Annotated in this window: 14 protein-coding genes; 8 read left to right on the forward strand and 6 right to left on the reverse strand. The window is 64.8% G+C overall.

Translation table 11 applies throughout. From position 1 onward, the window contains the following. Positions 1 to 157 precede the first annotated feature (157 nt). Both pdxK and RS027_RS03175 read right to left on the reverse strand, forming a co-directional pair. Entirely contained in the window at positions 158 to 1,081 is a 924-nt protein-coding gene (gene pdxK, locus RS027_RS03170) for a pyridoxine/pyridoxal/pyridoxamine kinase (RefSeq protein ID WP_311954032.1), read from the reverse strand. Further along, on the reverse strand, positions 1,078 to 1,887 hold the full coding sequence (locus tag RS027_RS03175) for a YggS family pyridoxal phosphate-dependent enzyme (protein ID WP_311954035.1): 810 nt from the start codon (positions 1,885 to 1,887) through the stop codon (positions 1,078 to 1,080). Before RS027_RS03175 ends, pdxK begins: the two co-directional genes overlap by 4 nt. Before the next feature lie 122 nt (positions 1,888 to 2,009). Here RS027_RS03175 and pdxR point away from each other — a divergent pair, with 122 nt between their 5' ends. Continuing rightward, complete coding sequence (gene pdxR, locus RS027_RS03180) at positions 2,010 to 3,506, forward strand: MocR-like pyridoxine biosynthesis transcription factor PdxR (protein ID WP_311954038.1); 1,497 nt, start codon at positions 2,010 to 2,012, stop codon at positions 3,504 to 3,506. A 170-nt stretch (positions 3,507 to 3,676) separates the two neighbouring features. On the opposite strand, the gene dapE is transcribed toward pdxR, so the two are convergent. The 4 genes from dapE to map are packed head-to-tail and all read right to left on the reverse strand — an operon-like array spanning position 3,677 to position 9,366. Beyond that, a complete protein-coding gene (gene dapE, locus RS027_RS03185) occupies positions 3,677 to 4,846 on the reverse strand; it encodes a succinyl-diaminopimelate desuccinylase (RefSeq protein WP_311954041.1) in 1,170 nt (389 codons plus the stop codon). Next, positions 4,833 to 5,858, reverse strand: a complete 1,026-nt coding sequence (gene dapD, locus RS027_RS03190) for a 2,3,4,5-tetrahydropyridine-2,6-dicarboxylate N-succinyltransferase (RefSeq protein ID WP_311954044.1) — start codon at positions 5,856 to 5,858, stop codon at positions 4,833 to 4,835. The genes dapE and dapD overlap by 14 nt, the downstream gene beginning before the upstream one ends. 44 nt (positions 5,859 to 5,902) lie before the next feature. Continuing rightward, positions 5,903 to 8,575 carry a [protein-PII] uridylyltransferase gene (locus RS027_RS03195; RefSeq protein ID WP_311954047.1) on the reverse strand — a complete coding sequence of 891 codons (2,673 nt, stop codon included), beginning with the start codon at positions 8,573 to 8,575 and terminating at the stop codon, positions 5,903 to 5,905. Then, entirely contained in the window at positions 8,575 to 9,366 is a 792-nt protein-coding gene (gene map, locus RS027_RS03200) for a type I methionyl aminopeptidase (RefSeq protein WP_311954049.1), read from the reverse strand. The genes RS027_RS03195 and map overlap by 1 nt, the downstream gene beginning before the upstream one ends. Before the next feature lie 401 nt (positions 9,367 to 9,767). Between map and rpsB the strand changes: the two genes are divergently transcribed. The 7 genes from rpsB to ispC all read left to right on the forward strand — a co-directional run bounded on the left by rpsB (position 9,768) and on the right by ispC (position 15,840). After that, a complete protein-coding gene (rpsB, locus tag RS027_RS03205; protein WP_311954052.1) occupies positions 9,768 to 10,532 on the forward strand; it encodes a 30S ribosomal protein S2 in 765 nt (254 codons plus the stop codon). Positions 10,533 to 10,622: 90 nt separating this feature from the next. Further along, entirely contained in the window at positions 10,623 to 11,501 is an 879-nt protein-coding gene (gene tsf / locus RS027_RS03210) for a translation elongation factor Ts (RefSeq protein WP_311954054.1), read from the forward strand. Positions 11,502 to 11,621: 120 nt separating this feature from the next. After that, complete coding sequence (gene pyrH, locus RS027_RS03215; RefSeq protein WP_311954057.1) at positions 11,622 to 12,407, forward strand: UMP kinase; 786 nt, start codon at positions 11,622 to 11,624, stop codon at positions 12,405 to 12,407. A gap of 5 nt (positions 12,408 to 12,412) precedes the next feature. After that, positions 12,413 to 12,967 (forward strand): ribosome recycling factor, encoded by a 555-nt coding sequence (gene frr / locus RS027_RS03220; protein ID WP_311954058.1) that lies wholly within the window; start codon positions 12,413 to 12,415, stop codon positions 12,965 to 12,967. A gap of 167 nt (positions 12,968 to 13,134) precedes the next feature. Next, complete coding sequence (gene uppS / locus RS027_RS03225; protein WP_376717574.1) at positions 13,135 to 13,830, forward strand: polyprenyl diphosphate synthase; 696 nt, start codon at positions 13,135 to 13,137, stop codon at positions 13,828 to 13,830. Then, positions 13,823 to 14,635, forward strand: coding sequence for a phosphatidate cytidylyltransferase (locus RS027_RS03230; RefSeq protein WP_311954063.1), 813 nt, complete (start codon positions 13,823 to 13,825; stop codon positions 14,633 to 14,635). The genes uppS and RS027_RS03230 overlap by 8 nt, the downstream gene beginning before the upstream one ends. Beyond that, positions 14,632 to 15,840, forward strand: coding sequence for a 1-deoxy-D-xylulose-5-phosphate reductoisomerase (gene ispC, locus RS027_RS03235; protein WP_311954065.1), 1,209 nt, complete (start codon positions 14,632 to 14,634; stop codon positions 15,838 to 15,840). The genes RS027_RS03230 and ispC overlap by 4 nt, the downstream gene beginning before the upstream one ends. The last annotated feature ends 19 nt before the right edge of the window (positions 15,841 to 15,859 follow it).

Consider the following 15,859-nt stretch of genomic DNA (forward strand, 5'->3'; position numbering starts at 1 on the left):
GTCGTCATCAACCCGACGCCGTGCCTTGGCCTGCTTGGACAACCCTCCGAGCACGACTTCGCGAGGAAGTCAGGGAGCAGAGCCTATGCGGCGAGTAGCAACATATTCGTGGGGATTCGTCAGGCATAAGCCCGCATCAGGGGAGAGGTTGCTGGTTTCATGAGGTATCCCCGGATTGGATCCGATAGGTAAAGTGGCGTATGTATTCATGCCTCTGTCCTGCGTCGTTGCCGTGGCCCTTTGCCCTCGGTGGCAGCAGGAGTTCGGCGCAGCGCTTCTGATCCGTATGGCGCAATGCGCGCATGACCTGGCGGCACGCTTGCGCAGTGGCTTCTGGCAGGCCGGCACCCTTGATCCAGTGCCCGGTCAGGGTGGCGCAGAACAGATCGCCAATGCCCTTGGGTGAGGCGTGAATGAAGGGATGCGCAATAACCTCGGCTTGCGTGCGGGTCACGAGCACCACCTGCACCTCATTCCCAACCCGAGTATCGGGCGCAGTGCTGGTTACCGCGACCCACTGCGTGCGCCCCGTCAGCAGCGTGCGGGCAGCGGTAATGGCGCTGTCAACGTCGTTCACCGCCAACCCGGTCAGATGCCCCAGTTCAAAGCCGTTCGGCGTTAACCCATCGGCCAGAGGCAGCAGGCTGCGGTAGGAGTCGATCAGCTCCGGATCGACGTAGATACCGTGGTCGTGATCGCCGATCACCGGATCGATCACGATGCGCAGGTTGGCATGCTCTATCAGCAGCCCTCGCACCCAGCGCTCCAGGGCCTGCGCCTGCGCCGGGTTGCCAAGATAGCCGACCAGAATGGTGCGTAGCGCATTCAAGGCTCCGCGCGCGGAAAGATCCTGCAAATAGCCATCGAACCATTCGATGGGCACCGCGCCGCCGTGTATCGTCGGGTAGTGCGGCGTGTTACTGAATATCACGGTGGGTACAGCGGCCACCGTCAAGGCCAGCGCCTCCAGGGCCGGAACCGCAACGTTGTTGCCCACCCGCCCATAAACCACCTGGGACTGCACCGAGACCACATCCAGCTGCATTGGGTGCAGTGCGGATACAGAGGCTGCTTCGGTCATGATTGGTCCCCAGTGGGCTCTCCCGGCCAGTAGTGACTATCCGGCAGGTCGCGGGCACCAAAGATGGCCTGACCGACGCGCACTACCGTGGCGCCTTCTTCGATGGCGATTTCGAAATCGCCGGACATTCCCATGGATAACGCGTCCAGCTCGATGCCGGCAGGCGCGCTTTGCCGCAGTCGATCACGCAGGGTGCGCAGCAGCACGAAGCATTGGCGCACCCGTTCGGCCTCGCTGGAGAACAGCGCAAGCGTCATCAGACCGCGCACGCGAAGCGCGGAAAACGCCGGCAAGGCCTGGATAAAGCTGGGCACGTCCTCGGGGGCCAGTCCGTACTTGCTCTCCTCGCCGGACGTGTTGACCTGTACGAACACGTCCAGAGAGCGTCCCTGCATCTGCAGGCGACGATCCAGCGCTCTGGCCAGGCGCAGACTGTCCAGCGCCTGAAACTCAGTAGCGAAGCGTGCCACCAGCTTGGCCTTGTTGGTTTGCAAGTGGCCGATAGCGGACCACTGCAGATCGGTCAAATCCTGCATGGCCTCCCACTTGCGATAGGCTTCTTGCACCTTGTTCTCGCCCAGCATCCGACAGCCCGCCGCATGGGCCATGCGCAGGCTGGCCTCGGGCTTGGTCTTGCTGACCGGCAGCAGACGTACCGTTGCCGGATCACGGCCAACGCGATGGCAGGCTGCATCGATACGTGCCTGTACCGCTGCCAGGTTGCGCCGGAAGTCCTCGACCGTGACGGCCTCTGGATACCGGCCGTGCCGGTCATGGTGGGTCTGTATATCGGAAGGAGTCGGCATGGCGGTACTGGGCCTCCTTAAAGTGGACGGATAACTACGCATGGGAGCTATCTTTGTAACATGCTTTTGGTCCGTTTAGTCAGTACGCTTTCAGTAAGACAACCAGACCACTTGGGGCACCTATGACCCGACAATTCGAGCTTGAAACGCTGAAGATGCGGATGAACGATGCCGACCTTCAGCCTTTGACTCTGCACCAGCGAATTCAGCGTGCCCTGCGCACGCTGATTCTTGACGGCGCACTTGATCCCGGGGTCAAGCTGCCGGCGACCCGCGCTCTGGCCAGATCGCTTGGCGTTTCTCGGGATACCGTGGAAAACGCTTATGTGCAACTGCAGCGTGACGAATTCATCGTGCGCTGCGGCGGGTCAGGAAGCTATGTGTTAGAGACCCTGGGTACCGAGCTGCGCGGGATAGCGCAAGGACGCAGGAAGCTACCATCTTACAGCGGCGCTATCGATGCGGCTGGCGCAGGCCTCAGCCAGCGGGGCCGGATGATTTTCGAAAGCGGGGGCGTTACTGACCAGCAGAGCATCAGGGCGTTCGCCACAGGGTTGCCCGAAACGCGAAACTTCCCCACCGGTGTCTGGGAGCGCTTACAGCGAAAGGCCCTGAAGGACTATCGGTCCCATGTATTGCTGCACGGGGATCCGCAAGGTGCCGAGCCGCTGCGTAAAGCCATCGCTACTTATTTAAGCCTCGAGCGGGGCGCGAAGGTCTCTGCCAGCCAGATTCTCGTGTTAAGCAGCACCCGGCAGGCACTGTTTTTATGCGCCCAGCTATTGGTTGACGCCGGCGAGTCCATCCTGATGGAGAATCCGGGTTACCTGGGCGCCAAGCGGGCATTTGAAGCGGCCGAGGCCAAAACGGTCCCCGTCGACGTTGACGCTCAGGGCATTCGAACCGATCAGCTGCGAGCGGATCGGAGCGGTGCAAACTGTGTGTTTGTCACGCCGTCACACCAATATCCTACCGGGGCGATACTTTCGCTGGAGCGCAGGTTGGACTTGACCCATTGGGCCGTAGAAAACGGCGGCTGGATCATCGAAGACGATTACGACAGCGAGTTTCACTATGAGGGTTTACCCACCGCCTGCGTTCAAGGTGTTGATCAACATCATAGAACTATCTATTTGGGCACGTTCAGCAAGACCCTCTATCCCGGCCTCAGAATAGGCTACATGGCCTTGCCGGAGGAGCTGGTAAGCGCCTTCACCTACGCGAGAAGCATCATGGACGGGCACACGCCACAGATCCTTCAGTTAACCCTGGCGCGATTTATGGACGAGGGCCATTATACCTCCCACGTTCGCGCCATGCGTAAGCTCTACGCGGATCGCAGAGAGGTAATTCTTGATGCGATTGCCAACCATCTGGATGGGATTGTCACCGCCTTACGTCCCGCCGGCGGATTGCAGATTCCTTGTTTTCTGGCTTCAGGATGGTCGGAGCTGGAGACCATCCGCCGCGCAGCCACCGCTGGAGTGCTGTTACCCGGGCTCAGCCGCTTGTATGCGGGAAAGGAGAAGCAGCAGGGATGGCTATTGGGTTATGCCTCGTTGACCAGTCACGAAATTGAGTCTGCCATATTGAGTTTGTCCGACTCACTCAGAAGGTGAGCGGAATGCCCCGCAGGGCTATCGCTGCTATGACATAGTGGGCATGGGCGCTTTCCCCGCTGCAGTCATCGCGAGTCGCGCAGCGACGTGGCGATCTCGTAGTTGCGGGGGGACAGTAGAAAACCCCGAGGTGGCCATGCTGCGTTCGCAGCCAGCCCCGCCTCCCCCCGTCATCCGCGCTGAGCCGGGACGAAAAGCGCTTCGAGAATGGCCGTGTAGATGTCCCCGAGCGTCTCCAGGTCGTCGGCGCGAACGCGCTCGTTGACCTTGTGGATGGTGGCGTTGGGCGGTCCGAGCTCGACCACCTGGGCGCCGAGGGTGGCGATGAAGCGCCCGTCCGAGGTGCCGCCGGAGGTGGAAAGCCGCGGGCGCTCGCCGGTCACGGCTTCTATGCCCCGGACGGTGGCGTCCACCAGCGCGCCTTCGGCGGTGAGGAAGGGGTTGCCGTTGAGCGCCCAGTCAAGCTCGTAGGTCAGCCCGTGGGCGTCGAGCAGCGCCTCGGTGCGCGCCCGGAGCGCCTCCTGGGTGATCTCCGTGGAGAAACGGAAGTTGAATACCGCCTCAAGCTCGCCGGGAATAACGTTGGTGGCGCCGGTGCCCGCGCGCAGGCCGGCGATCTGAAAGCTGGTGGCAGGGAAGAAGTCGTTGCCGCTGTCCCAGTGCTCCCGGGCTAGCGCATCCAGCGCCGGCATGGCCTGATGGATGGGATTTTGCGCCAGATGGGGGTAGGCCACGTGGCCCTGAACGCCCTTGACCCGCAGCGTGCCGCCAAGCGAGCCGCGCCGGCCGTTCTTGATCACATCCCCCGGCCGCGCCGTGGACGAGGGTTCGCCGACCAGGCAGTAGTCCAGGCGCTCGTGGCGTTCGCGCAGGTGTTCGACCACGGCTCGGGTGCCGTCAACGGCGGGGCCTTCCTCGTCCGAGGTGATCAGAAAGGCGATGCGCCCGTCGTGGTCCGGGTGCTCGGCGATAAAACGCTCGACGGCGATGACCATGGCGGCAAGGCTGCCTTTCATGTCCGCCGCACCGCGCCCGCAGAGCATGCGGTCGGCGTCAACGCAGGGCGCAAACGGCGGGTGTTCCCAGGCGCTTTCCGGGCCGCTGGGCACCACGTCGGTGTGCCCGGCAAAGGCCAGCACCGGACCGTGGTGGCCGCGCACCGCCCAGAAATTATCGACGTCGCCGAAGGGCAGGCGCTCGACGTGAAAGCCAAGCGCTTCCAGGCGCTCGATCAGCACGGCCTGGCAGCCTTCGTCGTCGGGCGTGACCGACGGCCGGCGTATCAGCTCAAAGGCGAGCCTGAGCGTCGGCGAGAGGCCGGCCGGCTCAGTTATGCACATGCAGCGCCTCGTTCAGCGCCACGGCGCTCTGGTTGGTCAGGCACTCGATGCGCCCGCTTTGGGAGTGGCGGCGCAGCAGCAGGTCGCTCTGGCCGGCGAGCTCCCGGGCGGTGACGACGCCGGCCTCCTCGCCGTCGGCGTCGATCAGCGTGACTCTGGCCCCGGCGGTGACGTAGAGGCCGGCTTCGACGGTGCAGCGATCGCCGAGGGGTATGCCGACGCCGGCGTTGGCGCCGATCAGGCAGTCTTCGCCCACCCTGATGATAAGGTTGCCGCCGCCGGAGAGCGTGCCCATGGTCGAGCTGCCGCCGCCGAGATCCGAGCCCCGGCCGACAATGACGCCGGCGGACACGCGACCTTCTATCATGCTTGGGCCCTCGCTTCCGGCGTTGAAGTTGACAAATCCTTCGTGCATGACCGTGGTGCCCTCGCCCAGGTAGGCGCCCAGGCGCACCCGGGAGGCGTCGCCGATGCGCACGCCCTCGGGCACTACGTAGTCGGCCATGCGGGGGAACTTGTCCACGCTTGCTACGCTCAGGGCGCGGCCCTCGAGGCGGGCCTTCAGCCGGCGGGCGGGCAGCTCGTCGACGTCGATGGCGCCTTCGCTGGTCCAGGCCACGTTGCGCAGCAGGCCGAACATGCCGGTCAGGTCAGCGCCGTGGGGCTTGACCAGGCGGTGGGACAGCAGGTGCAGCTTGAGATAGACCTCGGGGGTCGTCTGCGGCGGCCGGTTGGCGTCCACCAGCATGGCCACCAGCGGGCGCCGGCTGGCGGCCAGCGCCTCGGCAAGGTCGGCCTGCTCGGGGTGGCCGGCATCCTTGAGCGCCTCGGCCAGGGCCGCGCAGTCCTCGGGGAGAAAGCTTACGGCCGCGGTGCCCTTTGGTGCGTCGAGCGTTTTTTGCACCGCGGCGACCAGGCTGGCGTCGGGATGCACAAGCGGCGCCGGGTAGTAGATCTCCAGCCAGTCCCCCCGGGTGTTCTGGGTGCCGATGCCGAGAGCAAAGCTGAGCATGTGCGTCATCCTCCATGCGGGTCGTCAGGGGCTGGGGTGGCGGGCTATACGCCCAGCACCTCGGTCAGGCGTTCGCGCAGCTGATCCTGGCGTTCAGGGTCGGTCAGCGGCTCGCCGGCTTTGGTGGTGATGAAGAAGACGTCCTCCACGCGCTCGCCGAGGGTGGCGATCTTGGCCGCGGAAAGGGCGATGTCCTGCTCCATGAAAATGCGCCCCACTCGGGCCAGCAGGCCGGGGCGGTCCGGGGCGGTGAGCTCGAGCAGGGTGCGCTCGTTGGCCGGGTCCTGCTCGATGAGCACGGTGGTGGGCACCTTGAAATGCTTGAGCTTGCGCGGCGTATGCCGGGTGACGATGCGCGGATAGTCGTCCGGGTCGTCGAGCTCCTCGACCAGATGGCGGCGCATTTCTTCGATGCGCTCGTCGTCGCGGATGGCCTGGTGCTGGTTATCCAGCACGATGAAGGTATTCAGCGTCCAGTCGTTGCGCGAGGTGGCGATGCGGGCGTCGTGGATCGAAAGCCCCAGCTGCTCCATGGCCGCGGCGGTGGCGGCAAAGAGATCGTCCACCGAGCGGGTGTGGATGAACACCTGGGTGCCGCCTTCGGCGGTGCCGTCGGGGGCGCTGATCAGCACCAGCGGCAGGTGCGTTTCCCGGTGGGCAAGAATACCCCGGGTCTGCCAGCTGATCTCGCCGGGGGCGTACTGGAGAAAGTAGTCTTCGCCAAGCGACGCCCACAGCGGGTCGATGTGCGCGTCGTCGATGCCGGCGTCGTGGAGCAGCGCGCGGGCTTCGTCCCGGGTTTCGCGGACCCAGTCGTCGCGGTCCGGCGGGTTGTGCAGCCCCCGGCGCAGCGCGCGCTTGGTTTCGGCGTGAAGCTGGCGCAAAAGCGTGGCCCGCCAGCCGTTCCACAGCGACGGGTTGGTGGCGTTGATGTCGGCCACGGTGAGCACGTAAAGATAGTTCAGCCGGGTTTCGTTTTGCACCGTGAGGGCGAAGTCGCGGATGACCTCGGGGTCGGTAATGTCGCGCTTCTGCGCGATCATCGACATCAACAAATGATGCTCCACCAGCCAAGCGGCAAGGCGGGTGTCGTGGGGGGACAGCCGGTGGCGCTGGCAAAAGGCTTCCACGTCCCGGGCGCCGATGATCGAATGATCGCCGCCGCGACCCTTGCCGATATCGTGAAAGAGCCCGACGATCCACAGCACGTCGAGCTTGGGCAGCCTGGGCATCAGCTCGGCGGCCACGGCGAAGTCCGTTCGGGCTTCGGGCTTGCGAAAGCGGTGCAAAAGCTTGAGCAGCTTCAGGGTGTGGGCGTCGATGGTGTAGAGGTGAAAGAGATCATGCTGCATCAGCCCCACCGCCCGGCCAAAGTCGGGCAGGTACTTGCCCAGAATGCCGTAGCGGTTCATCCGCTTAAGCTGGCGCGGGACGTTGCCCGACGAGCGTAGAAGCGCCATGAACAGTCGCTGGTGCTCGGGGGCGTCGCGGTAGTTGTCGTCGACCAGGTGGCGATGGTCGCGGATCAGGCGGATGGTGTCGGCGCGCACGCCTTCGATCTCGGGGTGCTCGGCCATGAGCAGGAAGAGCTCGAGAAGCGCCTCGGGGTGCTCGCGGAAAAGGCCACGCGAGCGCGCCTGGATATAGCCGCCCCGGGTTTCGAAGCGCGCGTTAAGCGTGACCGTATCGAGCGCCTCGCCGCCGCGCAGGATGACTTCGTCAAAGTGCTGCAGCAGCATGTCGTTGAGCCCGGCAAGCGCCGTTACGTGGCGGTAGTAGCGCTTCATGAACTGCTCGACGGCGAGGCGCTCGGCGGTGTCCCTGAAGCCAAATAGCTCGGCGATGCGGCGCTGGTGGTCAAACAGCAGCCGGTCTTCGGCGCGATCGGCCAGCATGTGCAGGGCGTAGCGCACCTGCCACAAAAACGCCTGGCCCTGGCTGACAATGCGCAGCTCGGCGTCGTTCATGAAGCCTTTGGCGACGATGTCGGCGTAGTATTCGGTAGCAAAGTGGCGCTTGGCCACCCAGCCGATCATCTGGATGTCGCGAAGCCCCCCGGGGGAGCTTTTGATGTTGGGTTCGAGATGGTACTCGGAGTTGTTGTAGCGCTGGTGACGGGCGATCTGCTCGTCGCGCTTGGCGGCGAAAAAGCGGTCCGCCGGCCACAGGCGCTCGGCGCCCAGGCGCTCGCGCATGGCCTTGCGCAGGCGCTCGGGGCCCTTGATCAGGCGCGTTTCCAGCAGGTTGGTCATGACCGTGACGTCGGCTTCGGCTTCGCGCTCGCAGTCGTTGAGCGAGCGCACGCTGTGGCCGATTTCCAGGCCGATATCCCAGAGAAAGGTGATAAAGGCGGTGAGCGGCTCGCGGTAGGCGCGATCGTCGTCGCCTTCGAGCAGCACCATCAGGTCGATGTCGGAATGCGGGTGCAGCTCGCCGCGGCCAAAGCCGCCCACGGCGAGCAGGGCGATGCCGTCGTCGGGCCAGGCGTGCTGCTCCCAGGCAATGGCCAGCAGCCGGTCGAGGTGCCAGGCGCGGCCGCGCACCAGGTCGCGGATATCCGCGCCTGCGCGAAACCGCGCGTCGAGCCGTTCCTGCAGGGATTCAAGCGCGGCCTTGAACGGCGCTACCGGCGAGCGCGAGCCGGCAAGCTCGGCGCGAAAGGTGTCAAGGTCGAGCAGGGTGGTGTCCGGCACGAAGCGGTAATGGTGGAGTAGCATCAGCGCTCGAGAAAGCTCAGGTCTTCGTCGCCGCGCGCGGTGAGCACTTCCACGCCGGTGTCGGTGACCAGCAGAGTGTGCTCCCACTGGGCGGAAAGGCCGCGGTCCCGGGTGACCGCCGTCCAGCCGTCGCGCAGCACCTTGGTCTTGTAGCTGCCGACGTTGATCATGGGCTCGATGGTAAAGCACATGCCGGCGGCAAGCTCGATGTCGGCTTCCGGGGCGTAGCCGTCGTAGTGGAGAAACTGCGGCTCTTCGTGAAAGCCCGCGCCGATACCGTGGCCGCAGAAGTCGCGTACCACCGAGTAGCCGTGATCCTCGGCGTGGTCCTGGATGACCCGGGCAAGCTGTGACAGGCGCACGCCGGGCTTGATCGCCGCCATGCTTTTATACAGGCATTCCTGGGTCACGCGGCTCAGCCGCTCACCCTGGATCGACTCGCCGACGATGAACATGACGCTTGAGTCCCCGTGGTAGCCGTCGGCGGTCTTGACGGTGATGTCGAGGTTCATGATGTCGCCTTTCCTGAGCTTTTTGGCGTCATCGGGAATGCCGTGGCAGACCACGTGGTTGATCGAGGTGCAGGTGGCCTTGGGAAAGCCGTGGTAGTTCAGCGGCGCCGGGGTGGAGCCCAGCTCGTCAACGATATACTCGTGGCACAGCCGGTCGACTTCCCCGGTGCTGATGCCCGCCTTGACGTGGGGGGTGATCATTTCAATCACGCTGGCGGCCTGGCGGCCGGCTTCGCGCATCTTGTCGATTTCGGCGGGCGTTTTAATCGGAACGTTCATGGACACTCGGTTGCAGTAAGGGTGGAAAACGCAAGGTGATAAACGGCGGGGGCCGCGTGCTGCCCGGCCCGGCGCGCTATATGGCGTGCCTTGTCAGCCGGTTTACAAAGGCGCAGCGACTTCATCTTGACGGGGATCTATGGTATAAAGCCGCGCGCTTTCCTGCAATCGTCCGCCTGTCGGCAAGGCCCTGATGGGATACCATGTCCGGTCGCTGGCGGCTGAAGAGAAGCGCAGCGGCAATTCGCGCCGTGCGCGGCTGCCACCACTACATTAACAGCAAGCCTTGAAAACACACATGCACCGGCACATGGTCCCGGGTGCCGATGAGCGCCACTTGGCGTCACCGGTCGGATCCATGGGGTGCGTGGAGGCCTAACCCGAGTTTCAGGAGTTTTACCATGGCACATGTCAATATGCGTGACCTGCTCAAGGCAGGCGCCCACTTCGGCCACCAGACCCGTTACTGGAACCCGAAGATGGGGCAGTACATCTTCGGCGCACGCAACAAGATTCACATCATCAACCTTGAGCACACGCTGCCGGCGCTGAACGAAGCGATCGACGTGGTGACCAAGATGGCCGCGGCCAACAACAAAATTCTGTTTGTGGGCACCAAGCGCAGCGCCAGCAAGATCATCAAGGAAGAAGCCAACCGCGTGGGTCAGCCGTTCGTCAACCACCGCTGGCTCGGCGGCATGCTGACCAACTTCAAGACGATCCGGCAGTCGATCAAGCGCCTGCACGATCTGGAAGCCATGCGTGAAGACGGCACTTTTGACAAGCTGGTCAAGAAAGAAGTGCTGATGACGACCCGCGAGCAGGAAAAGCTCGAGCGCTCCATCGGCGGTATCAAGCACATGAACGGCCTGCCGGACGCGCTGTTCGTGGTCGACGTCGATCACGAGCGCCTGGCCATCAACGAAGCCAACAAGCTGGGCATCCCGGTCATCGGCGTGGTGGATACCAACTCCAACCCCGACGGTGTCGACTACGTGATCCCGGGCAACGATGACTCCATCCGCGCCATCCAGATCTACGTCAAGGCCATTGCCGATGCCTGCGCCAGCGCCAAGGAAGGGGACCCGGACGAGTTCGTCGAAGTGACCGACGAAGCGCCCGCCGCCGAAGAGGGCGCCGCTGATCAGAGCGCCGCCGCCGAGTAAGACGGCTCGCCCGTGGTACCGGCCAGGGGGCTTAGGCTCCCTGGCCCTGGCGTTTCATCATTCAGTCAGACTCATTAGAGGTGAATTTCCATGGCAGCTATCAGTGCCTCTCAGGTCAAGGAACTGCGCGAGCGCACCGGCCTTGGCATGATGGAGTGTAAAAAAGCACTCACCGAAACCGACGGCGATATCGACGTCGCGATCGAAAACCTGCGCAAGAACTCCGGCCTCAAAGCCGCCAAGAAAGCCGACCGTACCGCCGCCGAAGGTGCTGTGGTGACCAAGGTGGCCGACAACGGCAGCTACGGCGTCATGGTCGAGATCAACTCGGAAACCGACTTCGTCGCCCGGGACGATAACTTCACCGGCTTTGCCAGCACCATCGTTGATGCCTTCTTCGCCGCGAAAAGCGACGACGTGGCCGCGGTCATGGACGGCGAGCTGGAAAAGACTCGCGAAGAGCTGGTGCAGAAGATCGGCGAGAACATCAGCGTACGTCGCGCCGTGGTCGTGGATCCCGGCGAAGGCAGCATCGTAGGCGAGTACGTCCACGGCGGCCGCATTGGCGTGCTCACCGTGCTCACCGTGCTCAAGGGCGGCACCGTTGACGCCGCTCGGGACGTTGCCATGCACGTGGCGGCGATCAACCCCGCAGCGACGCGTCCGGAAGACATGCCCCAAGAGCAGCTGGACGAAGAAAAGGCGATTATCATGGCCCAGCCGGACATGGCCGGCAAGCCGGAGAACATCGCCGAGAAAATGGTTCAGGGCCGTCTCAAGAAGTACCTGGCGGAAAACAGCCTGACCGAACAGGCGTTCGTCAAGAACCCCGACCAGACCGTGGCCGAATACGTCAAGGAAGCCGGCGGCGAAGTGACCAGCTTTACCCGTTTTGAAGTGGGTGAAGGCATTGAGGTCGAGGAAGTCGATTTTGCCCAGGAAGTGATGGAACAGGCTGGCCGCGCGTAAGGTCAGACGTTTCAACGCGCAAGGCGTGCGTCTCGGCGCACGCCTTCGTGTATCTGCTCCCCTCAGCCGGGAGCCATTGCCATACCATCCGGTGTTCAGGCCTGCTGCAGGAGAGTTGCCATGCCCAACGAGACGAACGAACCGCTGACCCCCGCCGCGCAACCGGCTGAAAGCTCGAAGGCGAGCGATGCCAAATCGAACTACAGGCGTATTTTGCTCAAGCTGTCGGGCGAGGCGCTGATGGGAGATCACGAATTCGGCATTGATCCCAAGGTGCTTGACCGCATGGCGCTGGAAATCGGCCAGCTGGTCGGTATCGGCGTCCAGGTGGGGATCGTCATCGGCGGCGGCAACCTGTTCCGCGGCGCAGCGCTCAACGAGGCCGGGATGGATCGCGTCACCGGCGACCACATGGGCATGCTGGCGACGGTGATGAACGCCCTGGCCATGCGCGACGCCCTGGAGCGCTCCAACATCCGCTCCCGGGTCATGTCGGCCATCCAGATGAGCGGCGTGGTCGAGCACTACGACCGCCGTTCGGCGATTCGCTACCTGACGTCGGGCGACGTGGTGCTGTTTTCCGCCGGCACCGGCAATCCGTTTTTCACCACCGATTCCGCCGCCTGCCTGCGCGGTATCGAGGTCGACGCCGACGTCGTGGTCAAGGCCACCAAGGTCGACGGCGTCTACGACAAGGACCCGGTAAAACACGCCGATGCGGTGAAGTACGAGCAGCTGAGCTACGATGACGCCCTGGAGCAGAAGCTTGGCGTTATGGATTTGACCGCTATCTGCCTGGTACGTGACCATAATATGCCGGTGCGGGTATTTGACATGAATAAGCCCGGGGCCCTGTTGAATCTGGTCGTCGGGGGCCGGGAAGGCACGCTGATTAACAGAGGGTAGACGTAATGGAAGACATCAAGAAAGATGCCGCAGCCCGCATGAAGAAAAGCGTGGATGTGCTGCACACCAACTTCAACAAGATCCGTACCGGTCGCGCTCATCCGAGCCTTCTCGACTCGGTCACCGTAGACTATTACGGCGGCGAGGTGCCGCTCAACCAGGTCGCGTCGATCAACGTGGAAGACGCGCGCACGCTGGCGGTGAGCCCTTGGGAGGGCAGCATGGTGCCCAAGATCGAGAAGGCCATCATGACCTCGGATCTGGGGCTCAACCCGGCAAGCGCCGGCCACGTGATCCGCGTGCCCCTGCCGATGCTGACCGAGGAGACGCGCAAGGGCTATATCAAGCAGGCGCGCAGCGAAGCGGAAAACGCCCGGGTTGCCGTGCGCAACGTGCGTCGCGATGCCAACGCCACCTTCAAGACGCGGCTCAAGGACAAGGACATCAGCGAAGATGACCAGCGCCTGGGCGAAGAAGAGATCCAGAAGCTGACCGACAAGCACATCGCCGAAATCGACAAGGCGCTGGCTTCCAAGGAAGACGACCTGCTGAAGGTATGACATGCGGCCGCACGCCGTTTTTTTACGCACGATTACGGGGCCGAGACGCTATGACGCCACCGCCGCTTTCTGATGAGCCGCTTGCTGATGATACAGGGCCGGCCAGCGCCGGCGTCTCCGGCGCACCCTCGGGCGCACCGCCGTTGCCTGCCCACGTGGCCGTGATCATGGACGGCAACAACCGCTGGGCCAAGCAGCGCGGCCTGGCCGGCGTGCGCGGCCACCGGGCCGGCGTCGAGTCGGTTCGCGCGGTCATCAAGCGCGCCGCCGAGCGGGGCGTCGCCACGCTTAGCCTGTTCGCCTTCTCCAGCGAGAACTGGAAGCGCCCGGCGTCAGAGGTCAACGCGCTCATGGAGCTTTTTTTGATGGCGCTCAAGCGCGAGGTCAAAAAGCTTCACGAGCGCGGCGTTCGCCTGACCGTGCTGGGTGATCGCGGGGCCTTTTCCCACGCCATCCAGCAGCAGATCCAGCGGGCCGAAACGCTGACCCGGGACAATACCGGTATGCACCTGGTGATTGCCGCCAACTACGGCGGCAAGTGGGATATCGCCTGCGCCGCCCGGCGCCTGGCCGAACAGGTGGCGGCCGGAAAACTCGATGCTTCCGAAGTGGACGCCGAGCGCCTGGACCAGGCCATGGGGCACTCCGGCGTGCCGCCGGTTGACCTGTGTATCCGTACCAGCGGCGAGCAGCGCCTGTCCAACTTCATGCTCTGGCAGCTGGCCTACGCCGAGCTGTACTTTGCGCCGCTTTTGTGGCCGGACTTTGGCGCCGAGGCGCTGGATGCCGCCCTTGACGACTTTGCCGGACGCAAGCGCCGCTTTGGCAAGACTCACGAACAGATAGAGGCCCGGGGTGCTTAAACAGCGCATTATTACCGCCGCCTGGCTGGCGCCGCTGGCGCTTGCCGGGCTGTTCGGCCTTGACGGCGGCGCTTTTGCGCTGTTTGCCGGCGCCATTGTGCTGCTGGCCGGCCGGGAGTGGGCCAATCTGGCCGGCGTCACGACGTCGCTCGGGCGCGGGCTTACGGTAGCCGGCCTGGCCGGGGTGCTGCTGGCGCTGTGGTTTGCCGGCGCGGCCCGCGCCGCCTGGCCGCTGGCGCTGGGGGCGCTGGGCTGGGCGCTCAATTTTTACTGGGTGTCGCGCTATCCCGTGGGCACCGCCCGGTGGGGCTCGACGCCCCGGCGACTCGCCATGGGCCTCTGGGTGCTGGTGCCGTGCTGGGTAGGCTTTAACGTGCTGCGCGCCACCGAGCCAGGCGGCGTCTGGCTGCTGTTTGTGCTGCTGCTGGTGTGGGCGGCGGATATCGGCGCCTACTTTGCCGGCCGGCGCTTTGGCCGGCGCAAGCTCGCCCCCGGCGTCAGCCCGGGCAAGACCTGGGAGGGCGTGTGGGGCGGCATGGGCGCCACGGCGCTGCTGGCGCTCGGCTTTGCCGTCTGGCAGTCGCTGGAGGCCGCTGCCGCGGCCATGCTGCTGGTGATCGCCGCCGGCGTGACCCTGGTATCGGTGCTCGGCGATCTGCTGGAGAGCATGCTCAAGCGCCACCGCGGCATCAAGGATTCAAGCACGCTGCTGCCCGGCCACGGCGGCGTGCTCGACCGCATCGACAGCCTGACCGCGGCGGTGCCGATATTTGCGCTTTTGTATCTGCAGGTGCTGCCGCTATGACCGACGCCGCCGTTCGCCGGGTCACCGTGCTTGGCGCCACGGGCTCCATTGGCCAAAGCACGTTAGACGTGATCGCCCGCCACCCGGAGCGCTACCGGATGCATGCGCTGACCGCCCACCGCTCCCGGGAGGCGCTTCTCGCCCAGTGCCTGGTGCATCGCCCGGCGGTGGCGGTGCTCGGCGGCGAAGAAGACGCCGCCTGGCTTCGCCGCGAGCTTGCCGCCGCCGGGCTGGCAACCGAGGTGGCGTCAGGCGCCGAGGCGCTGTGCGACGTCGCCCGGGACAGCGCCGCTGACACCGTCATGGCGGCGATCGTCGGCGGCGCCGGGCTTTTGCCCTCGCTCGCCGCGGCCCGAGCCGGCAAGCGCGTGCTTTTGGCCAATAAGGAAGCGCTGGTGATGAGCGGGGCGCTGTTCATGGACGCCGTAGCGGCGTCCGGCGCGACGCTGTTGCCGATCGACTCGGAACATAACGCCATCTACCAGTGTCTACCCGCCGAGCATCGCGGGGGGCTTTCCCGCCACGGCGTCTCGCAGCTGCTGCTCACCGCCTCGGGCGGGCCGTTTCGCGACCTGAGCCGCGACGCCCTGGAGCAGGTGACCCCCGAGCAGGCCTGCGCCCACCCCAACTGGTCCATGGGCCGGAAGATCTCGGTGGACAGCGCCACGCTGATGAACAAGGGCCTTGAGCTCATCGAGGCCTGCTGGCTGTTCGACGCCGAGCCTGGCCAGGTGCAGGTAGTGGTACACCCGCAGAGCGTGGTGCACTCCATGGCGGCCTACGACGACGGCTCGGTGATTGCGCAGATGGGCAATCCCGACATGCGCACGCCCATTGCCTACGGCCTGGCCTGGCCCGAACGCATCGATGCCGGGGTGCAGTCGCTTGATCTTTTCCAGGTCGCGCGGCTGGACTTCGAACGCCCCGACGAGGCGCGCTTTCCCTGCCTGCGCCTGGCCCGGGAGGCCATGCTCGCCGGCGGTACGGCGCCCGCGGTGCTCAACGCCGCCAACGAAGTGGCCGTCGACGCCTTTCTGCACCACCGGCTGGGGTTCGCCGCCATTGCCCGGGTGGTGGAAGACGTGCTCGCAAGCCAGCCGGTGGCCGCCGCGGAAAGCCTTGACGCGATTATCGACGCCGACCGGCGGGCACGCGAGAGAGCCGGCCGGCAGCTTCAGCGCCACGCCGGCGCGCCGCAAGCTTAACCGCGCAGCAAGCGCAGGA

The organism is Halomonas garicola (assembly GCF_031935715.1).
In the GTDB taxonomy this organism is placed as follows: Bacteria; Pseudomonadota; Gammaproteobacteria; order Pseudomonadales; family Halomonadaceae; genus Vreelandella; species Vreelandella garicola.